General features: G+C 47.7%; 14 protein-coding genes. 7 read left to right on the forward strand and 7 right to left on the reverse strand.

Features of this window, described 5'->3' with window-relative positions:
* Positions 1 to 13: 13 nt before the first annotated feature.
* A complete protein-coding gene (locus L3Q72_RS22370; protein ID WP_275132769.1) occupies positions 14 to 5,455 on the forward strand; it encodes a glutamate synthase-related protein in 5,442 nt (1,813 codons plus the stop codon).
* 29 nt (positions 5,456 to 5,484) lie between these two features.
* Positions 5,485 to 7,242 (forward strand): sulfite reductase subunit alpha, encoded by a 1,758-nt coding sequence (locus tag L3Q72_RS22375; protein WP_275132770.1) that lies wholly within the window; start codon positions 5,485 to 5,487, stop codon positions 7,240 to 7,242.
* 54 nt (positions 7,243 to 7,296) lie between these two features.
* Here the strand turns inward: L3Q72_RS22375 and L3Q72_RS22380 are convergent, their stop codons facing one another.
* Positions 7,297 to 7,680 (reverse strand): hypothetical protein, encoded by a 384-nt coding sequence (locus tag L3Q72_RS22380; RefSeq protein ID WP_275132771.1) that lies wholly within the window; start codon positions 7,678 to 7,680, stop codon positions 7,297 to 7,299.
* 399 nt (positions 7,681 to 8,079) lie between these two features.
* On the opposite strand from L3Q72_RS22380, the gene L3Q72_RS22385 reads away from it, so the two are divergent.
* On the forward strand, positions 8,080 to 8,511 hold the full coding sequence (locus tag L3Q72_RS22385; RefSeq protein ID WP_275132772.1) for a universal stress protein: 432 nt from the start codon (positions 8,080 to 8,082) through the stop codon (positions 8,509 to 8,511).
* Positions 8,512 to 8,568: 57 nt separating this feature from the next.
* On the opposite strand, the gene L3Q72_RS22390 is transcribed toward L3Q72_RS22385, so the two are convergent.
* From L3Q72_RS22390 to L3Q72_RS22405, 4 genes are all read right to left on the reverse strand, one after another.
* Positions 8,569 to 9,558 (reverse strand): hypothetical protein, encoded by a 990-nt coding sequence (locus L3Q72_RS22390; RefSeq protein ID WP_275132773.1) that lies wholly within the window; start codon positions 9,556 to 9,558, stop codon positions 8,569 to 8,571.
* A gap of 215 nt (positions 9,559 to 9,773) precedes the next feature.
* Entirely contained in the window at positions 9,774 to 11,336 is a 1,563-nt protein-coding gene (locus L3Q72_RS22395; protein WP_275132774.1) for a methyl-accepting chemotaxis protein, read from the reverse strand.
* A 266-nt stretch (positions 11,337 to 11,602) separates the two neighbouring features.
* On the reverse strand, positions 11,603 to 12,715 hold the full coding sequence (locus L3Q72_RS22400; protein WP_275132775.1) for a bacteriohemerythrin: 1,113 nt from the start codon (positions 12,713 to 12,715) through the stop codon (positions 11,603 to 11,605).
* Between the two features lie 175 nt (positions 12,716 to 12,890).
* Positions 12,891 to 14,333: a hypothetical protein gene (locus L3Q72_RS22405; RefSeq protein ID WP_275132776.1), complete on the reverse strand. Its 1,443-nt coding sequence runs from the start codon at positions 14,331 to 14,333 to the stop codon at positions 12,891 to 12,893.
* Positions 14,334 to 14,535: 202 nt separating this feature from the next.
* On the opposite strand from L3Q72_RS22405, the gene L3Q72_RS22410 reads away from it, so the two are divergent.
* The 3 genes from L3Q72_RS22410 (at position 14,536) to L3Q72_RS22420 (ending at position 19,318) form a co-directional block, all read left to right on the forward strand.
* Positions 14,536 to 15,456, forward strand: a complete 921-nt coding sequence (locus L3Q72_RS22410) for an alpha/beta hydrolase (protein WP_275132777.1) — start codon at positions 14,536 to 14,538, stop codon at positions 15,454 to 15,456.
* A gap of 89 nt (positions 15,457 to 15,545) precedes the next feature.
* Positions 15,546 to 16,826, forward strand: coding sequence for an HD domain-containing phosphohydrolase (locus L3Q72_RS22415; protein ID WP_275132778.1), 1,281 nt, complete (start codon positions 15,546 to 15,548; stop codon positions 16,824 to 16,826).
* Positions 16,827 to 16,834: 8 nt separating this feature from the next.
* The gene (locus tag L3Q72_RS22420; RefSeq protein ID WP_275132779.1) at positions 16,835 to 19,318 is read left to right on the forward strand and encodes a bifunctional diguanylate cyclase/phosphodiesterase; all 2,484 of its coding nucleotides are present in this window, start codon (positions 16,835 to 16,837) and stop codon (positions 19,316 to 19,318) included.
* 16 nt (positions 19,319 to 19,334) lie between these two features.
* On the opposite strand, the gene L3Q72_RS22425 is transcribed toward L3Q72_RS22420, so the two are convergent.
* Together L3Q72_RS22425 and L3Q72_RS22430 are read right to left on the reverse strand one after the other, a co-directional pair.
* On the reverse strand, positions 19,335 to 20,225 hold the full coding sequence (locus tag L3Q72_RS22425) for a YjjW family glycine radical enzyme activase (protein ID WP_275132780.1): 891 nt from the start codon (positions 20,223 to 20,225) through the stop codon (positions 19,335 to 19,337).
* The gene (locus tag L3Q72_RS22430; protein ID WP_275132781.1) at positions 20,218 to 21,741 is read right to left on the reverse strand and encodes a YjjI family glycine radical enzyme; all 1,524 of its coding nucleotides are present in this window, start codon (positions 21,739 to 21,741) and stop codon (positions 20,218 to 20,220) included. Before L3Q72_RS22430 ends, L3Q72_RS22425 begins: the two co-directional genes overlap by 8 nt.
* Before the next feature lie 217 nt (positions 21,742 to 21,958).
* Between L3Q72_RS22430 and L3Q72_RS22435 the strand changes: the two genes are divergently transcribed.
* A complete protein-coding gene (locus tag L3Q72_RS22435) occupies positions 21,959 to 23,869 on the forward strand; it encodes a methyl-accepting chemotaxis protein (RefSeq protein WP_275132782.1) in 1,911 nt (636 codons plus the stop codon).
* Positions 23,870 to 24,228 lie beyond the last annotated feature (359 nt).

The following is a 24,228-nucleotide window of genomic DNA, read 5'->3' on the forward strand; positions in this document are numbered from 1 at the left end:
AGGACGAGATTGAATGATTAGCGAAAGTCGCTCGCTGTATGACCGCGAGCAAGAACACTCCAGCTGTGGGGTGGGTTTTTTGACCGACAAAACCGGAGAGCAAAGCCATGAGTTGCTAAAACTGGCTCATCAGGCTCTTTTTACCATTCCCCACCGTGGAGGTATGAGTGCCGAAGGTATAGGCGATGGGGCAGGGGTTAATATTGATCTCTCGGTAAATTTCTACCGTTTTCTTCTGAACAAGCCAAAGCTTGAGAAAGGAACTTTTGCCGTTGGTAACTTTTTCCTGCCATTTGATAAAAGTCAGCATGAACGCTCAATCTCCTTTATTAACCAGGTTCTGGAAAACCATGGTTTTTCTATCGCTCTCTGGCGTGAAGCACCGGTAGATAACAGCGTTATCAATGCGGCATCACAGAAAGCGCAGCAGACTATTTATCAGGTAATTTTTCTACAGGGTGAATCCTGTAAGTCGCAGGATGAGTTTGAAGATGCCATCAGCCAGGCGCTTGCTGAGCTTGAGTCCACCGGTTTTACCGATTCGTCGCTGGAAGGATTTTATCCCCTATCCATGAGTTCAAAAACTCAGGTTTATAAAGGGCGTCTTATCTCCGGGGAAATCATTCCATATTTCTCGGATTTGTGTCACCCGGAACACCAGATAGCCACACTGTTCTTCCATACCCGATTCTCCACCAATACTGAGCCTGCGACTATGATGGCTCAGCCGTTCCGTCGCATGGCGCATAATGGTGAGCTGAATACGGATAAGAAAAACAGGCTGAGTGAAGATGCCATTGCGCGTCAGCAGCAAAAGCGTGTGATTTTCCCTAAAGGACAGTCGGACTCATCCCGTCTGGACCAGACGCTGGCCCGCAGAATCGTAGAAGACCGGATGGACATCGTCACCGCTGTACTGGCTATGATGCCGCCAGCCTGGGAGAACGATAAGTCGATTACCGGGAAAGTTCGCGACATGCTTGAGTATTTCAGCCTGTGCGAAGAGAAAAACGACGGCCCGGCAGCACTGATTTTCTCCGATGGAGTGAAGGTGGGGGCCAGACTTGACCGTCTGGGTCTGAGACCGCTTCGTAGCGTTGAAACTCACAGATATCTGGCTGTTATGAGTGAAGCCGGACAGATAGAGTTTCCGGCGGAAGAGATCATCAGGCAGGGAAGAATCCAGGCTGGCGGTATGATCTACTTTGATCACGAAACCGGACGCAGCTATGAAACCAGAGAAGTTCTGGAAATGCTTGCTGCCGAGCGTGATTATTCTGCATTGCTTGAGCAGGAAAAATTTACCCTGACAGACTTAGCGGAAGTTTCTGTTGCTGATATCGATTACCGGCAAAACTTCAGCACCTACAGTCGTTATGTTGCTTACTCTCTTAACCAGGAAAGCTTTAAGTTCTTCCTCGACCCTATGCTAGAAACCGGCGCAGAGAAGATAAGCGCTATGGGTTACGGCCTTGCGCCAAACGTTCTGACGGACGAAGAAGGCGGCATGTCCAAATACTTCAGTCAGAAGTTTGCTCAGGTTACCAACCCTCCGTTGGACTCCATGAGAGAATCGGACGGTATGACACTGAGGGTTGCCCTTGGTGGTAAACCTGACTTCTCGCCTGAAGGAAATAAGCAACTGGTTCTGAACTCTCCGGTTCTGCAGCCCCAGCAGCTTGAACAGATTCTTTCCCAGAAGCTGATAGCTGTTAAGGAAATTGACACCCTGTATTCGCCGACTTTGAACGACAGGCAATACAACGCGAAGGCAATGAGAGCAGCCCTGGAAGCTGTGTGTGGCAAGGTGGAGAAAGCTGCCAGAGATTTTCATGGCATCATAGTGCTAACCGACCGTAATATCAGTAACACACTGGCGGCAATTCCTGCTGTGCTTATGGTTGCGGCAGCGAATCAGCGACTTATCAAAAAGGGGCTGCGCTTTAATACCAGCCTGGTTTATCATACAGGTCAGGTGGCAAGCAGCCACGATATTGCCTGTTTGCTTGGCTTTGGTGCTTCAGCAGTCTGTCCTATCTCCGTCTTTAGCCGCTCGATGACACTAGCAAATAACCAGCCGGTAGAGCAGGGGCTTAAGAACTTCCAGAAAGCAATTGAAAAGTCGCTGATGAAGACCATGGGTAAGTTTGGCCTCTGCACTGCTGAAAGCTACATTGGCGGTGAGTTCTTCGAATCGAACTTTATTGACTCGGATTCCGAGTGCCTGAAAGACTATTTCCCGAATATCAGATCGCCTGTAGGTGGAGCCCGCTTTGAGGATCTCGCCTGGAGCGCCGCCAAGTGGCACTTTAAAGCTCTGGCAATCAATGAAGAGAACCAGATCCCGCTTTTGGGTCTGTTTAAAGAGCGTCAGGAAGGTGCCGGACACAGCTTCGGTAACACAGCGGTGCGTGAGTACATTAATATGACTCAGGAGCCGTTTCTTTACGCGGAACAGGCAGAGCATGCTATTGATAAGAACACTCAGTTTGTTGAGGATGACATAGCCTATAAAGATCTAGGCTATGAGAAAAGAACGCCTCAACAGATAGATAACTTCAAGATCACACCTTCATACCGGATCTTTAACTCCAACCTGACGGAAGAACGTCAGCAAAGACCGGCTACGCTCAGAGACATTCTGCTCCTGCCTATAGATTTCACTCAGACAGAAACAGAAGACCATATAAGCTACCTTCTGAATCATTACCACACCGATGGCAACAACAACTACCTATGGCGTGGTGTTGAAGTCCGCTTATTGGGACAGGCGCCCGATGAAACTACGGGGACAGGCACCACAAGCTTTGTGATTCAGGTGGAAGGTTCTGCAAAGAAAACGGCATTGTTTGCCAGCGCTTTTGAGAAGGTGTGGGGTGAAAACTTTAGTGCTCTTTCTGTCACTGATAAGGGCATAGAGCTTGAAGCGGATGCGGTTCTGACCCGCTTCTTATCCAGAGTAAAATCTGCAGCGGAGCCACTGTCTCTGGAACAGGTTGAGCCAGCTCATCTGATTGTGCCGACAATGGCCTCAGGCGCTATGAGTCACGGCGCTCTGAATGCCAATGCCCATGAAGCTGTTGCGCAGGGCACCAACATCGCCGGAGCCATGAGTAACTCAGGTGAAGGTGGTGAGCACTCAAGCCGTTTCAACACCATCCGATCCAGTAAGATAAAGCAGTTTGCTTCCGGCCGTTTTGGTGTCTGGGTAGGCTATCTTGCCGATCCTAACCTTGAAGAGATTGAAATCAAAATCGCCCAGGGGGCCAAGCCGGGTGAGGGTGGTCAGTTACCGTCACCAAAAGTGACAGTGGAAATTGCCGCTGCCCGTGGTGGTACGCCGGGTGTGGAACTGGTGAGTCCGCCTCCGCATCACGATACTTACTCAATCGAAGATCTGGGTCAACTGATCCACGACGCAAAAGCGGCCCGGGTGCGGGTTATTGTTAAGCTGGTATCTTCAGAAGGTATCGGCACCATTGCGGTGGGTGTTGCCAAGGCCGGTGCGGATGTGATTAACGTGGCCGGTAATACGGGTGGTACAGGTGCCGCTGCGGTAACCAGTCTAAAAAACACCGGTCGTGCGGCAGAGATTGGTATTGCAGAAGTGCACCAGTCGCTGTGTGAAAACGGTCTTCGGGATAAGGTAACTCTGCGTTGTTCCAACGCGCACCAGACAGGTTCCGATGTAATCAAATCAGCGATTCTGGGAGGTGACTCCTTCGAGTTCGGTACCACAGCGCTGATGATGCTGAAATGCGTTATGGCGAAAAACTGTAACGTAAAATGCCCGGCAGGTCTGACAACCAACCCTGAGCTTTATCAGGGCGACCCTCGTGCACTGGCGCAGTACTTCCTTAACGTTGCCCATGATGTGCGAGAGCATCTGGCGCTGCTTGGCTACTCCAGTCTGAAAGCGATCCGCGGCAGAACCGAGCTTCTGCATCTGGCTAACCACCACAGTATTGTGGGTAGGTTGGATGTGACCGGGCTTCTGAAAGAGACTGATGTAGTGACTATCGCTGACCCTGTTTATCTTGAGGCAGATTTCACGCCGGATGATCAGATACTGGAACAACTGCTGCAGAATTATTTCGAATCTGAACAGTCAGAGATCGAGATCGGTGATATCAAACTGTGCAACCTGAATAAAACCACTGGCGGTCAGTTATCGATAGATATTGAGCGTTACCTGAATTATCAGAAACCTGATCTGGAACACCCGGCTGTTTTTCACGCTGCAAACGGACGCCGCTATCTGGCTCCTGAATCGATAATGGTGAAAACACATGGCAGCGCAGGACAAAGCTACGCCGCCTTTAACAACACAGGTCTAGTGATGCAGCATACCGGGACATGTAACGACGGTGTGGGCAAAGGTTGTAGCGGCGGGCACATTGTTGTTCTGCGTCAGACAAGCGCTAGCGACAAAGCTGGTGAAAACGTACTGATAGGTAACTTTGCTCTGTTTGGTGCAACCGGAGGCCAGGCCTTTATCCAGGGTGAGGCCGGTGACCGTTTTGCTGTGCGTAACTCGGGAGCGGCGGCGGTGGTTGAAGGTGTTGGTGATTTCTGTTGTGAATATATGACCAACGGTACCGTGATCAACTTAGGTGGTTATGGTAAAGGCTTCGGCAATGGTATGTCGGGCGGAATGGCATTCCAGTACGACATCGACGGTCAGTTTGCTTCTGCCTGCAGTGACGATTCTGTTATGGCACTGCGTCTTGTTGAGCATAATCCGGGTTATGAATCCGTGCTTAAATGGCACCTTGAGGAGCATGTTCGTTTTACCGGTTCAGCCAGGGCCAAAGCTTTGCTTGGCGACTGGGAGACCAACAGGACACTCTTTACTCTGGTGGTTCCTCTGGCTCTGGTCCAGAGCCAGTTCCCGGAAAAAATCATCACATCCCATAGCCGTAAAGCCATGCTGGACGAGCTTATACGCGGTGAAGCCAGCCGCCTGAACGATCAGGTTGCAGACGCTTTCCGACAGGATGCCCAGCTGTTTGACGGTAAAGCGCCTGAGATGAATGAAACAGAATCTCAGTTACTGTTCGGCATGCTGACACAGAGCGGTGTGATTTACAGAGCAAAAGAGCTGGTTAAGTCTGAAGATTCGCAAGAATACAGAAAACTGTTCCTGGAAAAAGACAAAAAGCTGTTAGACGCTCTGTTTAAAGATATCAAAGAAGCTATCTCGAACTACGACGATGAAGAGCTTTCGGTTCTGCTGGCAAACAAGCGGGTGCAGGATTACAAAAACTCACTGACACGAAGAGACGTCTGGGACTGCCATCTCAGGGCAACCAGTGTCTGGCTGATCTCTCGCCAAAACGAGATAGACAAGCTGATGCTGGACATTGAACCGGTAGCAAGGCGTTTAGCAACCCTGTACTGCCATATGTTCGCTGATATGATTCGTGAAGAGATAAAAGAGCAGAATGTTGCCTAAGGAAAGGCAGGAATAAACAGGAATAGAAAATGAAAGTACCATATTTGCCTGATGATTTACCTTTTAGCTGTGACCAGAAAACCTGGCTTGCCGGATTTTTTTCCGGGTTACACTCCCGGCTGTTAGTAAAAGAAGAGTCCGTTGTTCACGCGGAAACCAAACCCCAGGTTAAAGGGCTGTCCATTCTGTACGGAACCCAGACAGGTAATGCCGAAGCCGTGGCTTATGATGCCGCGGAAAAAGCAAAAGAGTACGGCCTTGCCGCAACGGTTTACGATATGGACAGTGTCGATGCACAGATCTTTGTTAAGTCTTCGCGGGTGCTGATTGTTACTAGTACCTATGGTGAAGGTGAAATGCCCGACAATGCACAGGCACTGTGGGACACAATGAGTGCAGATAATGCACCTAAACTGGACGGTACCTTCTTCTCAGTACTTTCCCTGGGCGATACCAGTTATGACCATTTCTGCCTGGCAGGAAAACTATGGGATGAGAGACTGCAAGAGCTTGGTGCGACCAGAGTGACGGACAGAGTAGATTGCGATATCGACTTTGAACAGGTAGCGGAAGACTGGATGATTGCCACTTTGCCGGGTATTGCGGATAAAGGTGATGATGCTGACGGCCAGGCACAGAGCCACCCTGCTGCAAAAGCTAAATACAAATTTAATCGTAAAAACCCGCTGATGGCTAAGCTAAAGCACAAGCGAGTGCTTAACGGTGAAGAATCCACCAAAGAGATTGTTCACTATGAATTCTCACTGGAAGGAAGCGGCGAGTTCTATAAAGCCGGGGATGCGCTGAACCTTATCCCGCAGAACGACCCTAAACTGGTGGACGAAGTGCTGGCTTATTTCAGTTACACGGGCGACGAAAAACCTTCCTGGCATGGTGAAAGCTATACGCTGAGGGAGCTGTTTACATCGCACCTGGATGTGAGAAATCCGTCCAAGGAATTTGTAAAAGCACTGGCTGAAGCGGCAAGTGACCACAAACTGCTGGAAATGATTGCCAACGATGACCAGAAAAGTCTGAACGACTTCCTCTGGGGCAAAGATGTACTGGATATACTGAACTATTATCCGGGTGCTTCGCTGTCACTGGCCGATCTTCTGTCGCTGCTTAAGCCAGTATCGCCAAGGGCATACTCTATTTCTTCGAGCCTGAACAAGCATCCTGATGAAGTTCACCTTACTATCGGTAGTGTGCGTTACCAGAAAGATGACAGGGAATATGGCGGTACCTGCTCAACCTGGCTTGCTGACAGGGTAGAAGAGGGCGATGCAGTTCCATGTTACTTTGCGCCAAACAAAAGTTTTGCAGTACCGGCAGATGACAGTGCCCCAATGATAATGGTAGGACCGGGTACAGGTATCGCGCCGTTCCGATCTTTTCTTGAGGAGCGGGAAGTTACCGCCGCGCCGGGCGATAACTGGCTGATATTTGGTGACCGTAACAGCGCCTGCGATTTTATCTACCGCGAAGAGCTTGAGGCTTTGCAGAAGAACGATGTGCTTACCCGACTGGATCTTGCATTCTCAAGGGATCAGGAAGAGAAGATATATGTTCAGGACCGCATGCGTGAATCGGGCGAAGAGCTGTACAACTGGCTGGAAAAAGGCGCCTATTTTTTTGTTTGCGGCGATGCCTACCGAATGGCAAAGGACGTGGACAAAGCCCTGCATGAAGTAATCGCAACTCACGGCAAACTATCAGAAGCAGAAGCAGAAGCCTATGTGGCGAACCTGAAGAAGCAGAAGCGTTATGTGAGAGATGTATACTAAACTACAAACCTAAACGAAATATCCCCGCTTTGCGGGGATATTTCGTTTTTGGGGCTAGTAATCCATAGTAGCAACCACCTGCTCTAGCTGATACTTGAGTCTCTGTACGGATTCATCGCCGTGCTCAAAGTGGTAATAGTAGCGTTTGAGGCTGATAAAAGTGGTATGAATGGAGTCGTAACAGACACGGCGGAAAATCATGCTGTGTCGTTTGTCTCGGATAGCCTCAAGAAGGTGGGAATAGACCTGACGCAGAAACAGCTCGCACAGCAGCAGGTTTTCTGTTTTAGACTGCTGCTCATAATAGTTTCCGATAACCATCCCCCAATGCACATAATCGCGGATAATCTCCGGATCAAACATCTTTGCGCTATGTGCGTTTAAAAAGCGGTCCTGAGCTTTAAAGAATTGTGCGTAGAGTGTCCCTTGCTCTTCCATGTTGTTTTCCGGATTCCAAATATTAGTGATAATTATTATCACTAATAGGCTGAAATTCAACCGTAATTTTAGGTGGGGGTTTTTACCTGTTTGTGGCGAATAGCGGTTTGCGAACCGGACTCAGGTCGTTAAGCACAGGTCGGTATCATTATCAAATAGGTAATATTCTGCGTATCCAGATACAGGAACTGCTCTAACATCTGGAATAATTTAATCAGAAATAAACAAGAACAAAATTAATGTTTATTTTATGACAAATTATAGTTTACTCCATTTTTCTGTATCGGAAATTAACATGCCCAAACTATGGATGAATTAGTATATTTATTTTAAGAATCTTAAATAGGTACTAATATTAAATTAAAGGCAGTACGTCATTAATAATATGGAGGTTGTAGCATGAGTTATAAGAATATACTTCTAGCCATCGATCTGACGGAAGAGAGTGCGATACTGATTAACGAGTGTATTGAGCTTGCCAGGCCGCTGGGGGCTGAAATCACCATCTTCCATGATGAACCTGATTATGAAGAAATGTGCCGTGGTACAGGCTTCATTGATGCTGAGTTGGCTGAAGGTCACACTCAGGCCACGGAAAGGCTGGCTGAGCAGTTTAAAGAGATAACCAGTCAGATAGATTATCCGATTAAACGCCGGCTAATTGGAACGGGTGAATACAGTGAGCAGCTAAAAGCGGCGATTCGTGAATATGAATTTGATCTGGTTGTTTGCGGGCACCATCAGGGCTTCTGGAGTGCGGTATATTCTTCAACTGGTCAGCTGATTAATAATCTGAAAACACCTGTTCTGGTTATTCCTCTGGAAGATTAACGGTTTTTTCATGTTTATTTCCCGTCAGCTCCCGTTATGGGGAGCTGACGGTGAGGTTTATTCAATTAACAGGCATCTGTTTTTAATATAGTCAGGCAGTGATATATCCCAGCGGGACAACTCGCTTTTACTGAACAGGAGCTGGCCGTCTCTTGGGGATTTCAGGTAAGGAATCTTTCCGGATTTAAGGATGATATTGGCTGCGCTTGCAGCACTGGCTCCATGGATATGTCCGCTAATTACGTTGCCGCCAACAGCCTTCCCTTTACCAGCGTCATGAAACCAGAAAGTAAACATAGGTACAGCGCTGTTTGCACTGGTCCATTTTGAAATCGCTTTTGATGAGACGGGCTGATTCTTGCCATTTTTCATAGCGGCGTAGCTGCCGATAATCAGAGCATCATACATATCCGGCGAGAGAGAACGGACTTTTTCCTGCCATTTTGGATAATCACTAAACTGCACTATGTCGACGTTAATCCCTTCAATGGTCACGCTGCTTTTCGCTTTCAGTACCAAATCAATGTAGCTGTTTGATGTTGTGCCTTTATCCGTCATCAACAGAACCCGGTGGTTCTTCATGGGCAGTAGCTTGCTAATAATCACGATATTTTGCTTTAAAAGAGGGTGCTCCATAATCCCGGTAACCTTTGGCGGGATTTCACCATCCTCAAAATAGGATCTGGGATTGTTGTTCACACCCATAAATACCAGCGGGAAGCCGGCATCGGCTATGCGCTGTCCCAGAAGCATAAGAGCGTTGTCGTCCATAGTGACAACAAGATCGGGCTTTTCAGCGATTATCTTTTGCCAGATGCTGTCCGCTCTTTCGGCAAATTGATCCGGGTGGATACGTTTAGTATCCATTTCGTGGTAAGTGACTTTGTATCTTGGGTAAATATTTTCGTCAAAACCTTGCCTGCATTTTTCTGTCCATACAAAGCCCGCATGATAGCTGTCGACCACAAAAATACTTTTTGCAACAAGCTGAAAGGGCAACATAAACAGACAGGTTATAAGGACAGGCATCACAATCCGTGTTTGCATTTGTTTTTCTCCTGTAGAACATCAATATCGAAGTCTGGCTGTCCGAGAGAGACGTCTTTGTATTTATACCAATCCCAGTAATTATTATTTTAGTCAATAAATCCCTGTGTGCTTCAGGTTTCATACTGTGAATCGTCTTGAAATTGAGATTGTTCGTTTGATGGCAAAGTCAGGAGTACGGAAGGCCCGCAGCGGACGGGCCTTCAAAGGGAAATCTAGAACTTAAATGACTGAGTCAGGGCGTTAAGATCCTGCACCATCTGATTCAGTGTTGAAGTGGATGTGTTGGTCTGCTGAGAGCCATGATCCGTCTGCTCTGCTATTTCCGCGATAGACTCCATATTGGAAAATATCTCATGAGCCTGCTCGCGCTGGTGGGAGGTTGAATCATGGATCTCTTTGGCTGTCGCAGTGAGCACTGTGATTGTGTTTTCTATACTGCTTAACGATTCATCACAGGCTCTGGCGCACTCCATACCCATAACAGTTTTTTCTTTGCACTGGACCATAACGCCGGAAGTCCGGGCAATATCCTGTTGCAGGCTGGACATCACTTTAAGGATATTTTCGGTGGACTCTTTAGTCTGAGTCGCCAGGGTTCTTACCTCATCGGCAACCACGGAAAACCCCCGGCCATGTTCTCCGGCACGGGCGGCTTCAATTGAGGCGTTCAGTGCCAGCAGATTGGTCTGGTCAGCAATTTGTTGTATCACTTCCAGGATTTTGTCTATTTCGCCAGAACACTGTTCAAGGCTGTGAGATGTAGAGACAGCTTCATTTACTTGCTGAGTGATCTCATCCATTGCGACAATATTGTCCTGAATATGCTGTTTTCCATCGCTGACAGATTCAGAGCTCTTCTGAGCCGATTCTAATACCACATCGGCACTTTCGGAGACAGTATCCGCAGAGGCACTGAGGTTTTCGATATTCCTGGTTACCTCATTGGTTCGCTGCTTCTGCTTTGAGATCCCAAGCTGAATATGGTCGGAAATAGTGGCAAGTTCTTCTGCCTGACTGGCCAGGGAAACCGTATTTTGGCTGATGGAGCTGACCACCTGTTTTACATTTTCATTCATGGTGTTAAATGCCGTTGCCATAACAGATAACTCATCCGTTCCACGACTTTCCATTGAGGCGGTAAGATCTTTATTCTCGGCAATATGCGACATGGTACGGGTGATTTTATTTAAAGGCGCAATAATATTGCGTGAAATAACCGATGAGATAGTCACCATTACCGCAACAATTAACAGGGTTACACCAATTATTGAAACCAGTTGCCCCATAAATACGGTATTCACTTCAGAGATATAAACCCCGGTGCCCACTACCCAGTGCCATTTTCCGGACTTTAATACATAGGACACTTTCTGTTCTACATCTGAACTGCCGGGTTTAGGCCATTGATATTCAACAAAACCGCCACCCTTAGCTCTGACCACATCCAGGAAACCCTCGAATGCAGTTCTTAAATGCTGATTGCTGCTTCTGATGGCATTCACTCCGTCAAGTTCAGGCTTGATGGGATGCATCAGAATAGTGCCTTCCGTATCATGCAGAAAGTAGTAACCGTTACTGCTGTAGCGCATAGAGCCGATAAGCTCTTTTGCCATTTTTTCGGCTTCATGTGCCGGGATTGATAATGAGGCGATATGGTCCAGCTGGCTCACAACGGACTGTACTAATGACTGGGCTGTCTGTTTTCGCTCTTCAATTTTGTCCAGGCGAAGTTTGTTGGCAGCAAAGAGCTGAGCACCAAGTAGTGTTAAGCTCATTAAAATGATAATCAATCTTATTTTTGATGAAACTCTGAACCTGTTTAACATAATCAATCCCTGACCTACCAAAAGCTCCGATAAATACGATTTGAGTATAGGAAACAGTTTTATTATTAGCTCAGAGATGGGCAAGGAATATACAAAATTGAGATATTGGCATCACTTGTGGTGTAAAGTGGCTGAAACCCGAAGTTGCATTGTTACATGCGCCTTAGCGCAATAGAAAAGGCACTCAAAGCGAGTGCCTGGTAATGTGGGGGAGATTAGGGAGCTTGTATGGCTCTGACGCAGTTCTTGCCAGACTCTTTTGCCAGATAGACAGACTCGTCAGCCGCTTTAATTAATTCACCGGAGTTTGTCATTGCATCGCTTAGCTCTGCAACGCCAATACTGACACTGCCCTGCCAACAGTAACCGTTGTACTGCTTTCTGATAGCCTGAACTCTCGCCAGTACGGTATTCGCCAGCCTCTGCGCATGCTCAAGATCAAGACCCGGACAGATAACAAGAAACTCATCGCCACCAAGCCGGCACACTTCGTCTTCTTCCCGGTACTTGGACATAAAGGTCGCAGCCAGTGTTTTCAGAAGGTCATCGCCGGCATCGTGTCCTGCCGAGTCATTGACTTCTTTGAACAGGTCCACATCCAAAAGCATACAGGCCAGAGGGGCGCTTTGGTTTTTTGCCTCTTCCCAGTGCTGACTGATAGAGTTCATAGCGTAGCGGCGGTTTGGCAACTGAGTCAGAGAGTCGGTGAGTGACAGCTTTTCCAGCTTGCGGTTTGCTTCGGACAACTCCTGAGTCCGCTGGTCTACCTTATCTTCCAGAGACTGGTTAAGCAGAATAAGCTCTTTGTTACGTTCCGATATCTGCTCGAACATGGCTTTTAACGCCTTGAGCAGAGGGCCGACAGCCTCATCGTGCTCTCGCTCTTCATCAACAAAGGCCTGCTTCGGATCCATTCCTTTATCAATTGCATCCAGCTGCCTTGCCATATTCTGATCACTGCCCAGAATATGATAGACAAGCCAGTTAATCAGAAAATCCAGCAACTGGGTGGACTGTTCCTCGCTGTAGGATTCGAAGGTATCAACAAACTCTTTAAGATCCAGCACAAACTTCTTATGAGCGGCAATGTGCTCTCTCAGATGTTCACCTGCAATGCCGCACCTTATCATCATCCGCTCTTCTTCCTGAAAATGATAAAGTGTGTATTCCGTCAGCTCATTGAGGATTTTCGCCCCTTCTTCGGGCGAATACTGCTGCCCGGTTGTCATTGAGCTGTACTTATTGACTAACTCCACAAGGTATTTATGTTGTTTATCGACATCAGGAATACCTGTTTCAAAGCTCCTATCCCACTGAAAAGATTGCATTATTATATTATTCCAAGCAAAACCAATCGATATAGTATATAGGAATGCGTTTTTTATAAAATTGACAGAGTAAATATATTTTACATTTGTACAGGAAAAAGAGATTCGCAGAGTCGGAAAGGGGAGTGATTCAGGAAAGCTGCCAGCTTCCGGCAAAGAAACTGGCAGCTTGGTATTAGTCTTCGACAGCGAGTTGAACGGCTTTATATGCACCGTCATAGATACCGTTATTTTTTGCTTTCAGAATATTCCGGTTCATCTCTGTCAGAATTTCCGGCTCGTTTAGCATCAGTTTCAGCATTCTGTGGATCTCTTCTGCTGTGGTGCATTCACAGGTGCCGTCACCCACTTCTGCGGCCCGGATTGCTCCCCAGGCTTCATGGCCACCGACGCGTTTGATCATCAGCTTCGGCACCGGATAAAACGCCAGCTCGCTGGGCTTGGTGATCAGAATATCGCATGAGCGCATCAGCAGGTTGGTGGCATAAACCGCTGCAAACAGATCCTCTTCACAGAAAAGATGCACACCGGAAATATCGCCGGTAAGTGCCAGCTCTGCAAATGTCTGAGTCCCGCTCCAGTTATTTTCATGAACAGTAAGGTCAGAAACCGGCTTAAGATCTGCCTGAAGTTTTTCCAGAACCTTTTTGTGATCGCCCACATTGACGTAAATGACCAGCTCCCCGTTTTCGATTTTATCCCGGTTTTGCAAAATCATATCGCGGTACAGTTCGTACTGAGCACCTGCGCCACCTATGGTCAGAAGCAGTCTTTTCGCCTGGTTATTCTGTAAACGCTCAAGGCGTTTTTCCGTGTCGGACTCCAGATCTGCAAGCAGTTCATGGTCAATATAGTGCCCGGTGTTATACAGGCTACCTTCAGGCATTGGGTTTAACTCTCCCTCAGCCATGCCTTTTAAGGTTTTATAGCCGAAATAAGAAGAAGGGGTCTGCACCGTATGTATTGCCCCCTCAGACAGGTGCAAACCCATTGGCCAGTTGTCAGGAATGATATTCACCACTCTGTCCATTCCTGCGTGGACTGCTGCCTGAGCTGTCCATGTGTGGGTGCCAATAAACGGAATATCCTTTGGAATATCGTTAAATACAGTGGTCATCAGCTCGGCAACTTTTTGGTCCACGGCATTGTATTCAAGTTTCAAGAAGCCTTTGCTGTTCAGAGGATCCCAGTAAAAACGGTTAAACAGGGCAGATTTTTGCGACAGTCTTGAACCTAAGGAGTAAAGCTTATTCAGGTGAGTGATCACCTTAGTGCCTGTGGTCTGCTCAAAAGAGCTCATATCAAACCAGTATGGTTTGTAGCCAAGGTGTCTGGCTGCTGAGGCGATAGCCATGGCAATCCGGTAGTGACCGTAGCCCATTCTGATATTGCCGACAAACACCGCTTTCTCTTTATTAAGCGGCTGACCTTTGTCGTCTGCATTCACCATCTGAATATCAAAGGCCGGAGTTAATACATGGTCGGACTGAGTACTGACTTGGAAACGGACCTGACTGTCATCACCAAACTTCCTGAGGTACTTTTTTTTCTGATTTTCTGCTTTGTTTATGACCTTCTGCGAAACCGGGTTTCCGAAGATGGTTTTTGTTCGTGGCATGTTAGTCCCCCAAAAGGTGGTGTGTAAATTGATAATCTGAAACTGATTCATGTTTTACTATTAAATTGCCTTTCTGACAAATATGAATCTGATTCATGTTTAGTTAACGAGAGGTTCATCACCTTTTTTCCTTTTGCTGATTGAAGATGTGAGTTAAATGGCTAACCTGAATAGCATCTGAATTGGGGAAGAATAGAGTCAAATGAAAACAGAACTTCAGGCCTGTGATGGCAGAAAAATCTTACTAAATGTCTGGCAGCCGGAAGGTGAAGTGTCCAGGGTGATTGTCCTTAGTCACGGTATGTCTGAGCATATATTGCGCTACGAAGAGTTTGCCCTTGCCTGTACAAAGCAGGGAATAGCAGTGCTGGGCGCCAACCACAGAGGACATGGCGCTGAAGCCGATCAACTGGGCCATTTCGCCGACAAGTCTGGCTGGGAGTTGCTGCTTAAAGATCTGGACACCATTGTTGATTATGCCAGTGAGACCTTTAACCTGCGGCCTGTGCTTTTCGGACACAGTATGGGTTCCTTTGCTGCCCGTCATTATGCAATCCGAAACGGTGCCAAACTCTCTTCTCTTATTCTTTGTGGTTCAAATCATCAGGGTACTGCGCTGTTTAAAGCCGGTCGTTTTGCCGCCCGGACTGTGGGGAAAGTTATAGGTAATAACCAGCCAAGTCCGTTTCTGGAAAAGCTCTCTTTTGGCAACTTCAATAAAAAAATCAAACCACTCAGAACCGATACCGACTGGTTGTGCCGGGATGAATCCGTTGTCGATGCCTATAACAGCGACCCATATTGCGGCTTTACACCTACTCCACAATTCTGGATTGACCTTCTGTCCGGCCTGAATGAAATGAGCACGCCGGAAGCCATGAGCCGTATACCCTCTGAGCTGCCGGTTTATGTTATCAGCGGCGACAGCGATCCGGTAAACAACTACGGAACCGGCATTACGGCACTGGTTAAGGCATTGAAAGAAGCCGGGATCAGGAAAGTCGATTGCCGCTTATATCAGGGCGCCCGCCATGAGTTGCTTAATGAGACCAACAAAGAAGAGGTTTATCAGGATATCTTTAACTGGCTGGACAATGAGAATACGATTCGGCCGCGGCTCTAATTATCAGAATTCTTTTTAGCAATTAATTTTCACTTACAGTATCCTAATCCGATTATATTAAGGAATATCTGGTACACGGTAGTTGGGCTATGGATAAGGTAGTAAGTGGTATTGAGATTGATCTTCGCCATGCGTTGTTGATGATTGCCCGGGCATTGGATTATGTTGGTATTGATGATATCAACCATGGGCACAGAGTGGCCTATATGGCGTATGAGTGCGCCAAAAAACTCGGCTGGGATGAAGATAAAGCAAAATTTGCCTATTACACCGGGCTGATTCATGACTGTGGCGTCTCTTCAACGGATGAGCACGCCAAGTTAGTGGGCAAACTGGAACCGGAAGATGTGAAAGCGCACTGTATCCGGGGATATGAAGAGCTGATCAAATGTCCGCCTCTGGCCCGGTTTGCGGTGCCTGTTCTCTATCACCATACCCAGTGGTGTGAACTGGACGATGTGGAAATCTCAGACTTTGACCGGGAGATTTCTGCCATTGTCTATCTTGCTGACCGTCTGGACTTCTTAAGAGCCTACTATATTCAGGACCTCCATCAGGAAGCGATTACCCTGCACAAAGAGCTGATTTCAGAGCATGTCACCGGGCAGGCTTCGACCATGTTTGATCCTGAAATGGTCAAAGCGATGAATGAGCTTATTTTCACCGACGGCTTCTGGTACAACATGGACACTTCCTATATTGAGATTCAGGCAATTTCAGGTGCCGCCGGGGAAGAGTACAGCAAACAGCTTGACCTGAACGATGTGATTCAGCTGGCCCGTTTTCTGGCGCGCATTGTTGATGCCAAGAGTCCTTTCACCTTTGAACATTCCGAGAAAGTGGCCCTGATCTCCCAGATGCTGGCAGAAGAGCTGGATTTTGATGAAGAGCAGCAGACGCTTATCTATGTTGCCGGCCTGATGCATGATATCGGCAAGCTGAGGACGCCTGATGATATTCTTAACAAGGGCCACAAGCTCAGCCGTGAAGAATATAGCCGCATCCGCCGCCATACGGTTGATACGGAACATGTGCTGCGAAGTTTCTTCCCTAACTCAGACATTGGCAAGTGGGCTGCCAACCATCATGAGCTTTTAGATGGCTCAGGCTATCCGTATAAAAAGACCGGAGCTGAGCTGGATCTCCCGTCACGAATTATTGCCATCGCCGATATGTTTCAGGCTCTGGCGCAAAAGCGTCCGTACCGCTTAAGCCGGTTGTCTGCGCAGGAGATAACCGCTCGCATGGCACCGCTTGCAGAAGAGGGTAAAATAGACTCGCAGATATTTGCCGTTATTCAGAATAACCTCTCCAGATATTATCAGGCTGCAATTTCAGACGATAAGCCGGAAAAGATATACGAAGTTTAGAGTAGTCAATGCTAGATATTAAGATTTCTTTACCCACACTCAAAAAATGGGAAGACAACCTCTCGGTTCTGAGTAAGGTGTCAGGCTGTGATTTCCGGCTTTACGCCCTGGAAGATAACAGGCCGAATTTAATTCTTGGCTCTGAGCAGGCTTCAGAGGATAAGCTGGCAGGTATCTTTACCAGACTGGCTACTGATACCTGCAGGGCCAAAGAGATGACCAGAGCAGAAAATGCAATTGGCATTCCTGTTTGCTGGTTTAAATACGGTATTTATGGCGCACTTGTTGTTACCTCTGAATCTGAAGCTATCAGCCAGGATATAGTGACACTTTGTGAAAATCTGGTCAGCCAGATAGAAAAAGATCTGAGTGAAGAGTTTCGCTATTGCTCATCATCCGGTCAGGTGACGGAAGGTTTCTCGCCTTTCCCTGAGCCTGACTTTCAGTCTTTTATCGACTGCTTTGAAGATCATCTCTGGATTAAGAACCTTGACGGTGTTTATACCCACTGCAACAAACCGGCCTACCAAGTGTGGGCCAGTGACCTTGAAGGGGTTCTGGGCAAAACGGATCACGATCTGTTTGATAATGAAATTGCCGATAAATTTATTGCAGCAGATATGAGAGCCATGTCCTCCGGTAAGCAAATTGTTACCGAAGAGTGCTCTGATGCCCGAAGTGAAGACAACAACACCTGGCTGGAAACCATTAAAGCGCCGGTATTTACCAAAAGCGGAGAGCTTTCCGGTATCGTAGGGATGACCCGTAATGTTACCGGACGTAAACAGGTTGAAGAGCAACTGGTGCTGGCTGGCATGGTGTTTGAAAACTCCATGGAAGGTGTGGTCATTACGGACAAATTTGGCAATATCGCCTATGTAAATAACGCTTTCAGTGATATTACCGGTTACTCGCAGGAAGATGTGGTTGGCCGTAATCCGAGGTTGTTAAAATCCGGTCGTCACAATGCTGATTTTTATCAGGAGATGTGGGGCGCTCTGAATGAGCAGGGATACTGGAAGGGCGAAATCTGGAACCGCCGTAAAGACGGGGCCATTTATCCGTCGCTCTCCACGGTAAGTGTGGTTTATGACGCCGATGATGAGCCCTGCAACTATGTGGCGGTATTTGTGGATATTTCACTGCAGAAGCAAAATGAAGCCGAGCTGACCCACATGGCCTATCATGATCCGCTGACTGATCTGCCAAACCGTCAGAAACTGACCTCTCAGGTGGAACATGAGATTTATCACGCCAAAAGGCACGGCGGAAAGCTTGCCACCATTTTTATCGATATTGACCACTTTAAGCATATCAATGATACCTTTGGTCACCTGATTGGCGACGAAGTTCTGTGTGAGCTGGCTGACCGTCTGTCAGACTCTCTGAGGGAAGAGGATATAGTTTCACGGATCGGTGGCGATGAGTTTGTGATTCTGGCTTCCGGCGTCAGTGATGTTGATTCTGTGACATCGCTTGTGGGCAAGCTGATGTCTGCTTTTGATGATCATGTTGAGCTGTCCAACGGAGAGAAGCTGCGGATAACCGGAAGCATGGGGATTTCTCTTTATCCGGATGATGGTGAAGACAGTCATACGCTGCTGCGAAATGCCGATGCGGCAATGTACCGGGCAAAGCAGGATGGCCGTAACAATTTCGCTTTCTACACTCAGGCGTTAACCGAAGAGTCCGAATCTCATTTGAAGCTTCAGGGCGCAATGCATGACGCGCTGGATAACGAAGAGTTTTATCTGGTTTATCAGCCGCAGTTTAATACGGTAGAGGATAAGCTGACCGGCTTTGAAGCGCTTATCCGCTGGAACCAGCCAAACCTTGGCAAGGTGCCGCCTTCGGAGTTTATTCCTCTGGCTGAGAAGAGTTCTCTTATCTCAGATATCGGCCAGTGGGTTCTGTACACCGCCTGCTCTCAGGCCGCCTCATGGCTAAGACAGGGCTACGACTTTGGCCGGGTGGCGGTAAACGTTGCCGGTCCGCAGCTTAAAAGGGTTAACTTTGCCAGAAACGTTGAGAAGATCCTGGAATTAACCGGACTGCCTGCCGACTATCTTGAGATAGAAGTAACAGAAAGCTCCATGATGGAAGACTTTGACCGCGCCATTGAAGAGCTCAATATCTTAAAAGAGATGGGCGTTGAGATCGCGATTGATGACTTTGGTACCGGACACTCTTCCCTGAGCTATCTGCATAAACTGCCTCTGAATAAGATCAAAATCGACCGGGAGTTTATTACCAATATCCGGGATGACAAGTTCAGCTCGGCGGTGGTAAACGCCATTATTGCTCTGGGGCGCTCTTTATCCATGCGGGTTATTGCAGAAGGTATAGAGACACAGGACCAGCTTGAGGCGCTGAACAGCCGTGGCCTGACAGAAGCTCAGGGATTCCTGCTTGGCAGACCCGCACGCCCTGAAGAGCTGACTGAATTGCTGGAAAGCCGGGCAAAGATAACGAACCTCAGCCCGGAAGAATAAGCGACACTCTAATTTGTTATAAAAACACGGAAGGGATAACCACTTTCCTTCCGCTGCTTTTTTCCAGAGCCTGCTGAAAGGAGACCGTCTGCTCTTTGCTGCACTTATCCCAGAGCAGGGCTTCACCCGTTACACCATGATGCTGAAAGGCATTAATTCTGATCTGCACATCTGTCGGCAAAGCAGAGAGGTACTTCCCGAGAGACTCCACTTCCTGCTCAAGATCCGTTTGTCCCGGAATTAACAGCAGGCGAATTTCATACAGTTTTCTCTGCTCAGCAAGGTACTCCAGCGACTTAAATACACGATGGTTATCACGTCCGGTCAGCCATTCATGGGTTTCACTCTGCCAGGCCTTCAGATCGACCATTGCACCATCCATAACCGAAGCAATTTTCTTCCAGCCCTGAGTGGAGAGTGAGCCATTACTATCAACAAAACAGCTGAGGTGCTTAAGTTCGCTGTCATTTTTTATTTCAGAAAAGAGAGCAGAAACAAAGGGAAGTTCAAGTGTGGCTTCACCGCCGGTGACGGTAATGCCATCGATAAACAGGTGATTGTCGCGGATCACTTCAAGCAGCCCGGCAACAGAGTATTCAGTGACCTTAGGGCTGGCCTGAAAACTGCAGATGTCGGTGCACTTGTCGCACTGAGTGCACTTTGCTGCATCCCAGAGCACTTTCCGCTCTGGCGTAAAGGTCAGCGCGCCGTCCGGGCAGTAAGGAACACAGATTCCGCAGTGATTGCAGTGATTTATGGTATGCGGGTTATGGCAGTTAACACAGGAGAAATTGCAGCCCTGCAGAAAAATAACCAGCCGGTTTCCCGGGCCGTCAACACAGGAAAAGGTCAGTATTTTACTGACCTTCGCGTTATAACGGTTTGCCGGCTTTTTAACATCACTCATAGGTCGGAGACATTTCCCGGCTCATTACCCTTGGTTTTCGCTGCAGAATTCCGGAGTTTTCCGCCGCACCTGCACCAAGGAAGGTAGTGTTGATGCGTGAGCCTTCTTCGCTGAATTTCGCGATATCAGACAGCCTGACCATATAACCGGTTACCCGGATAAGGTCATTGGAATCGACGTTGGCGGTAAACTCTCGCATACCCAGCTTCAGAGCGCCTTTACACAGGTTGTACATGGCCTCGGGGTTGGATTTAACCGTTTCATCAATGGTCAGAATATCGCTGATACCGGAGGGGTAGTATTGATGATGTGCGACCGTCGCTTTGATGTAGGAAACCGGATCCGGCTCGCAGCCATAGGGAATGCGCACGCCCGGTGTCACTTCCTTATCCATGCTGGTTCCGGCCTGAGCATGCAGCATCGCCCTGCCGCCGGGCCCATATTTGATCTCAGTGGATTCCACCAGTTCAGCCAGCTTTTCTGAAATGCGGTAGCCCAGCTGATTGGCTTCCTCATCATGCCCGTAGCGAAGAGTTTTGCCCTGCTTTTCAAGCAAAACCTGCACCGCTTCTGCCATACCGTAGATACCAAACATAGGTACAAAGCGCTTTTCATCAATAAGGCCTTCTTCCACCAGAAAACTTGAAAAGAAGTTGGACTCCTCATGCAGAAAAGCGGTGCGGGTTTCGATGAGTTCATACATAAGCCCAGAGTAGTGCGGCAATATTTCGTTTAGGAATGATTCCGGACTATTGGCCCTTTTTGCCACTTCTTTCAGGTTCATTCTGACCAGAGTATTTGCGCCGCCGGCCAGTGGCAGGGAGTTATAGCAGCTGACAATGCCAAACCCTCTGTTATCGAAGGTTTTGGCGTGCACCGGGTAGTTAGCGATATGTGGCTTGCTGCACTCGCAGATACTCTGTGTTGCGAGGCGCAGCAGATCATCAGGTGTCACCTGCGGGTCGTACATAAAGGTCAGGTTTGGTGCGATCTGTTTTAGCTCAGCATCAATGCGCAGAATCGTGCGGCAGATAATATTGTCAGAAGGGCCGATATTGGCATGCATAAAGGCATCTGGCAGCGTTCTGTCCAGCATAATCCAGAATAGTTTGAGCTTTTGGTAGATCGCCTGCTCAGAAAGATCCGCGATATAAGGCATCAGCAGATCATCAAGCTGGCCGATATAAACCGGGATAGAGGTGACCGACGGAACATGGTGATACAGAATCGTCAGCATATTCAGTGCTTCATCGAAGCTCGATGCCGGTTCCAGCTCAAGATATTCTGAGCCGTTTTTTAAATAGCGGCTGTAGTCTGGCAGCACATAGCGGGGCTTAAATGGTGCGTGGCCTTCAAAGATATCGCATAAAACACCTTGTTCCAGAGCCTCTTTTAGCCCGCCTGATACCGGCAGGTACGGAAGGCTGTTTTCAGCCTCAAGCGCAAGCTGCGCGGACTTCTGCTTTGGTGAAAGATTCTTGTCTGTGATGATCTGAAGGATTCGCTGCTGCGACATAGATAAGCCCCATGAATTTCGAGAGCGGCAAGTTTAACTCAAGTGGAATATTTGCACCAGAAACCGATGGGCAAAACAAGATACAGGCAGGATAAGTAAATCTGATGAGCTCATTAATAAATTATAACGTTTAAATAATTTACATGGCTTATGGGTTAAATAAGATGTTTATCAACGAAGAATAAAACCTGTACCCTAATTCTTGCCTGGAGCTGATTTGAATATTCTATTTAACTTTAAAGGCCGCATTATTGCAGCGGCTATGACCCTGCTTGTGTTGTCCATGACCATTTTGTCTTACCTGTCCTACCGGCAGATGTCAGAACTCGTGATTGATAATCTTGATGATTATTCCATGCTGGAACTGTCCAGTAGTGCCGAAGAGATACACAGCCTGATAGAAGGGATCAGTCAGGAAATTTCGCTCTCTTCACACCTGTTTACTGAGCTCAGGGATGAAACGGCCATTTTTGATTACCTGAGGCAGGTAAAAGCACTGTCCGAGGCAACCGCGATTGTGGTCGGTTATGAAAATGGAGTGGCCTACAACAGTAACCACGGCAAGTACGTTAGCCGGGATTATGACCCAAGAATGCGAGGCTGGTATAAGTCGGCTAAGAGCAAGCGCAAAACCATTATCACTGACGTTTACAAGGGTAAAGCGACCGGTGCTTTGATGATCAGTATTGCCACCCCTTTCTATAACGGTTCACAACTTGATGGCGTTCTGCTGGCGGATGTGGAGCTGGCTGTGTTCAACTCAATCATTGCCAATACGCTGTCGGCAGGAGCAAGGACCACTCTGTATGACGATAGCGGCCTGGTTATCGCTTCCACCTACAAAAACGATGAACTTGGTGTAACCCGGATCTCGGATTTCTCCGACCTTGCGGAACTGGAGAGAGAAGTTTTTTCCAGGGAAAGCGGCGTATTTGAATACAGCTTTGGGGAGATGAGCAAGGTGGCTTACTTCCAGAGTATTTTCCTTGATGATGAAACCGAATGGCATCTTATGGTGAGTCTGGATAAGGCGAAGGCCTATCGCGTGCTGGATGACTCCCTGTATACAACGGTTGCGACCACTGTCATTCTGGTTTCCATTTCGGTTTTGCTTATCTACTTTATCCTGACCTATGCCTACAGGCCGGTAGTGGCACTGAAAAAAACCGTGAATGAACTGTCCAGCGGCAACGGTGATCTGACTAAACGCCTTCCGGTTACCAGTAAAGATGACCTTGGTCAGATCTCTTCTGATATCAATGTCTTTATCGAGAACCTGCAAACTATGATGCAAAGCATTCTGAGCGCATCAGACCGGATTGCGGGCAGTATTGACGGGCTTCAGGGGCTGACCAGAGAGAACCGGGAATCACTGACTTTGCATAAGGCAGAAACCGAGCAGGCGGTGACGGCACTCGAAGAGATGGGGGCAACATCCAATGATGTTGCCAGAAATACCTCGGATGCGGTTGAGCATACCGGCAAAACCAATGCGCAGACCAGTAAATCAAAGCAGATTGTTTCAGGCGCGACGGATACGGTTATTCAACTGGTGGCCAGAGTGGATGAAGCCTCTTCTCAGATAAATCAGATGGGTAATGAAATCGACGATATTACTCAGGTTCTTGAGGTTATCGGTGAGATTGCCGACCAAACCAACCTGCTTGCCCTGAACGCGGCAATTGAAGCGGCCCGTGCAGGAGAGCAGGGCAGAGGGTTTGCTGTGGTTGCAGACGAGGTGCGGGCGCTGGCTTCAAGAACTCAGGCCAGCACCACGGAAATTCAGAACACCATCAACCGCCTGACATCCAGCTCCAAAAGCGTAATAGAGAGCATGGATGCGACCAAAACCAGCTGTGAAGAGGCGTCTGCCCAGACGCATCTTGTGGTGGAAGATCTGGACAAAATAAGCAGCTCGGTTGATAACATCAATAACCTGAATGTGCAGATCGCAACAGCGGCAGAGCAGCAAAACTCAGTGGCCTCAGAAATTACCAAGAATATGGTGACCATAAATGAAATGGTTGAGCGGATAGCGGCAAGTGGTAATGATGTGAATAATGTTGCCTCCAGCCTGGCCGATGCCAACAGCCAGTTAAAATCTGTGGTTGGCCAGTTCAGGCTTTAGACAAATTTACAATTGGCGGCTTTTTAGCTGCCTTTTTTTGTTTTAGTTATCATTGTTTAATCCTTTGTTTTGATGAAGTTAAAAAAAGCTATATTATACGACTCACTGTCTGGTGAACTGGATTCACTGGAAAATAATAATATTAATACCAATACCAGTAATTAGCTGTTCAGTGATTGCGCAGAAAAAATCGCTAAGAGCAAGGCAAAATTTGCAGTAACTAGTGGCTCTAATTACAAAAATTTTAACGCAGCTATTAGCGATTTTGACAAGCAAGGATGAACAGATAATTGCTGGGATTGGTATAAGGGTTCTTGCCGCGGGCGCGGCTCTGTTTGACGTACCAGTTGAGATTTGAG

It is taken from the genome of Vibrio sp. JC009, from assembly GCF_029016485.1.
In the GTDB taxonomy this organism is placed as follows: domain Bacteria; phylum Pseudomonadota; class Gammaproteobacteria; order Enterobacterales; family Vibrionaceae; genus Vibrio.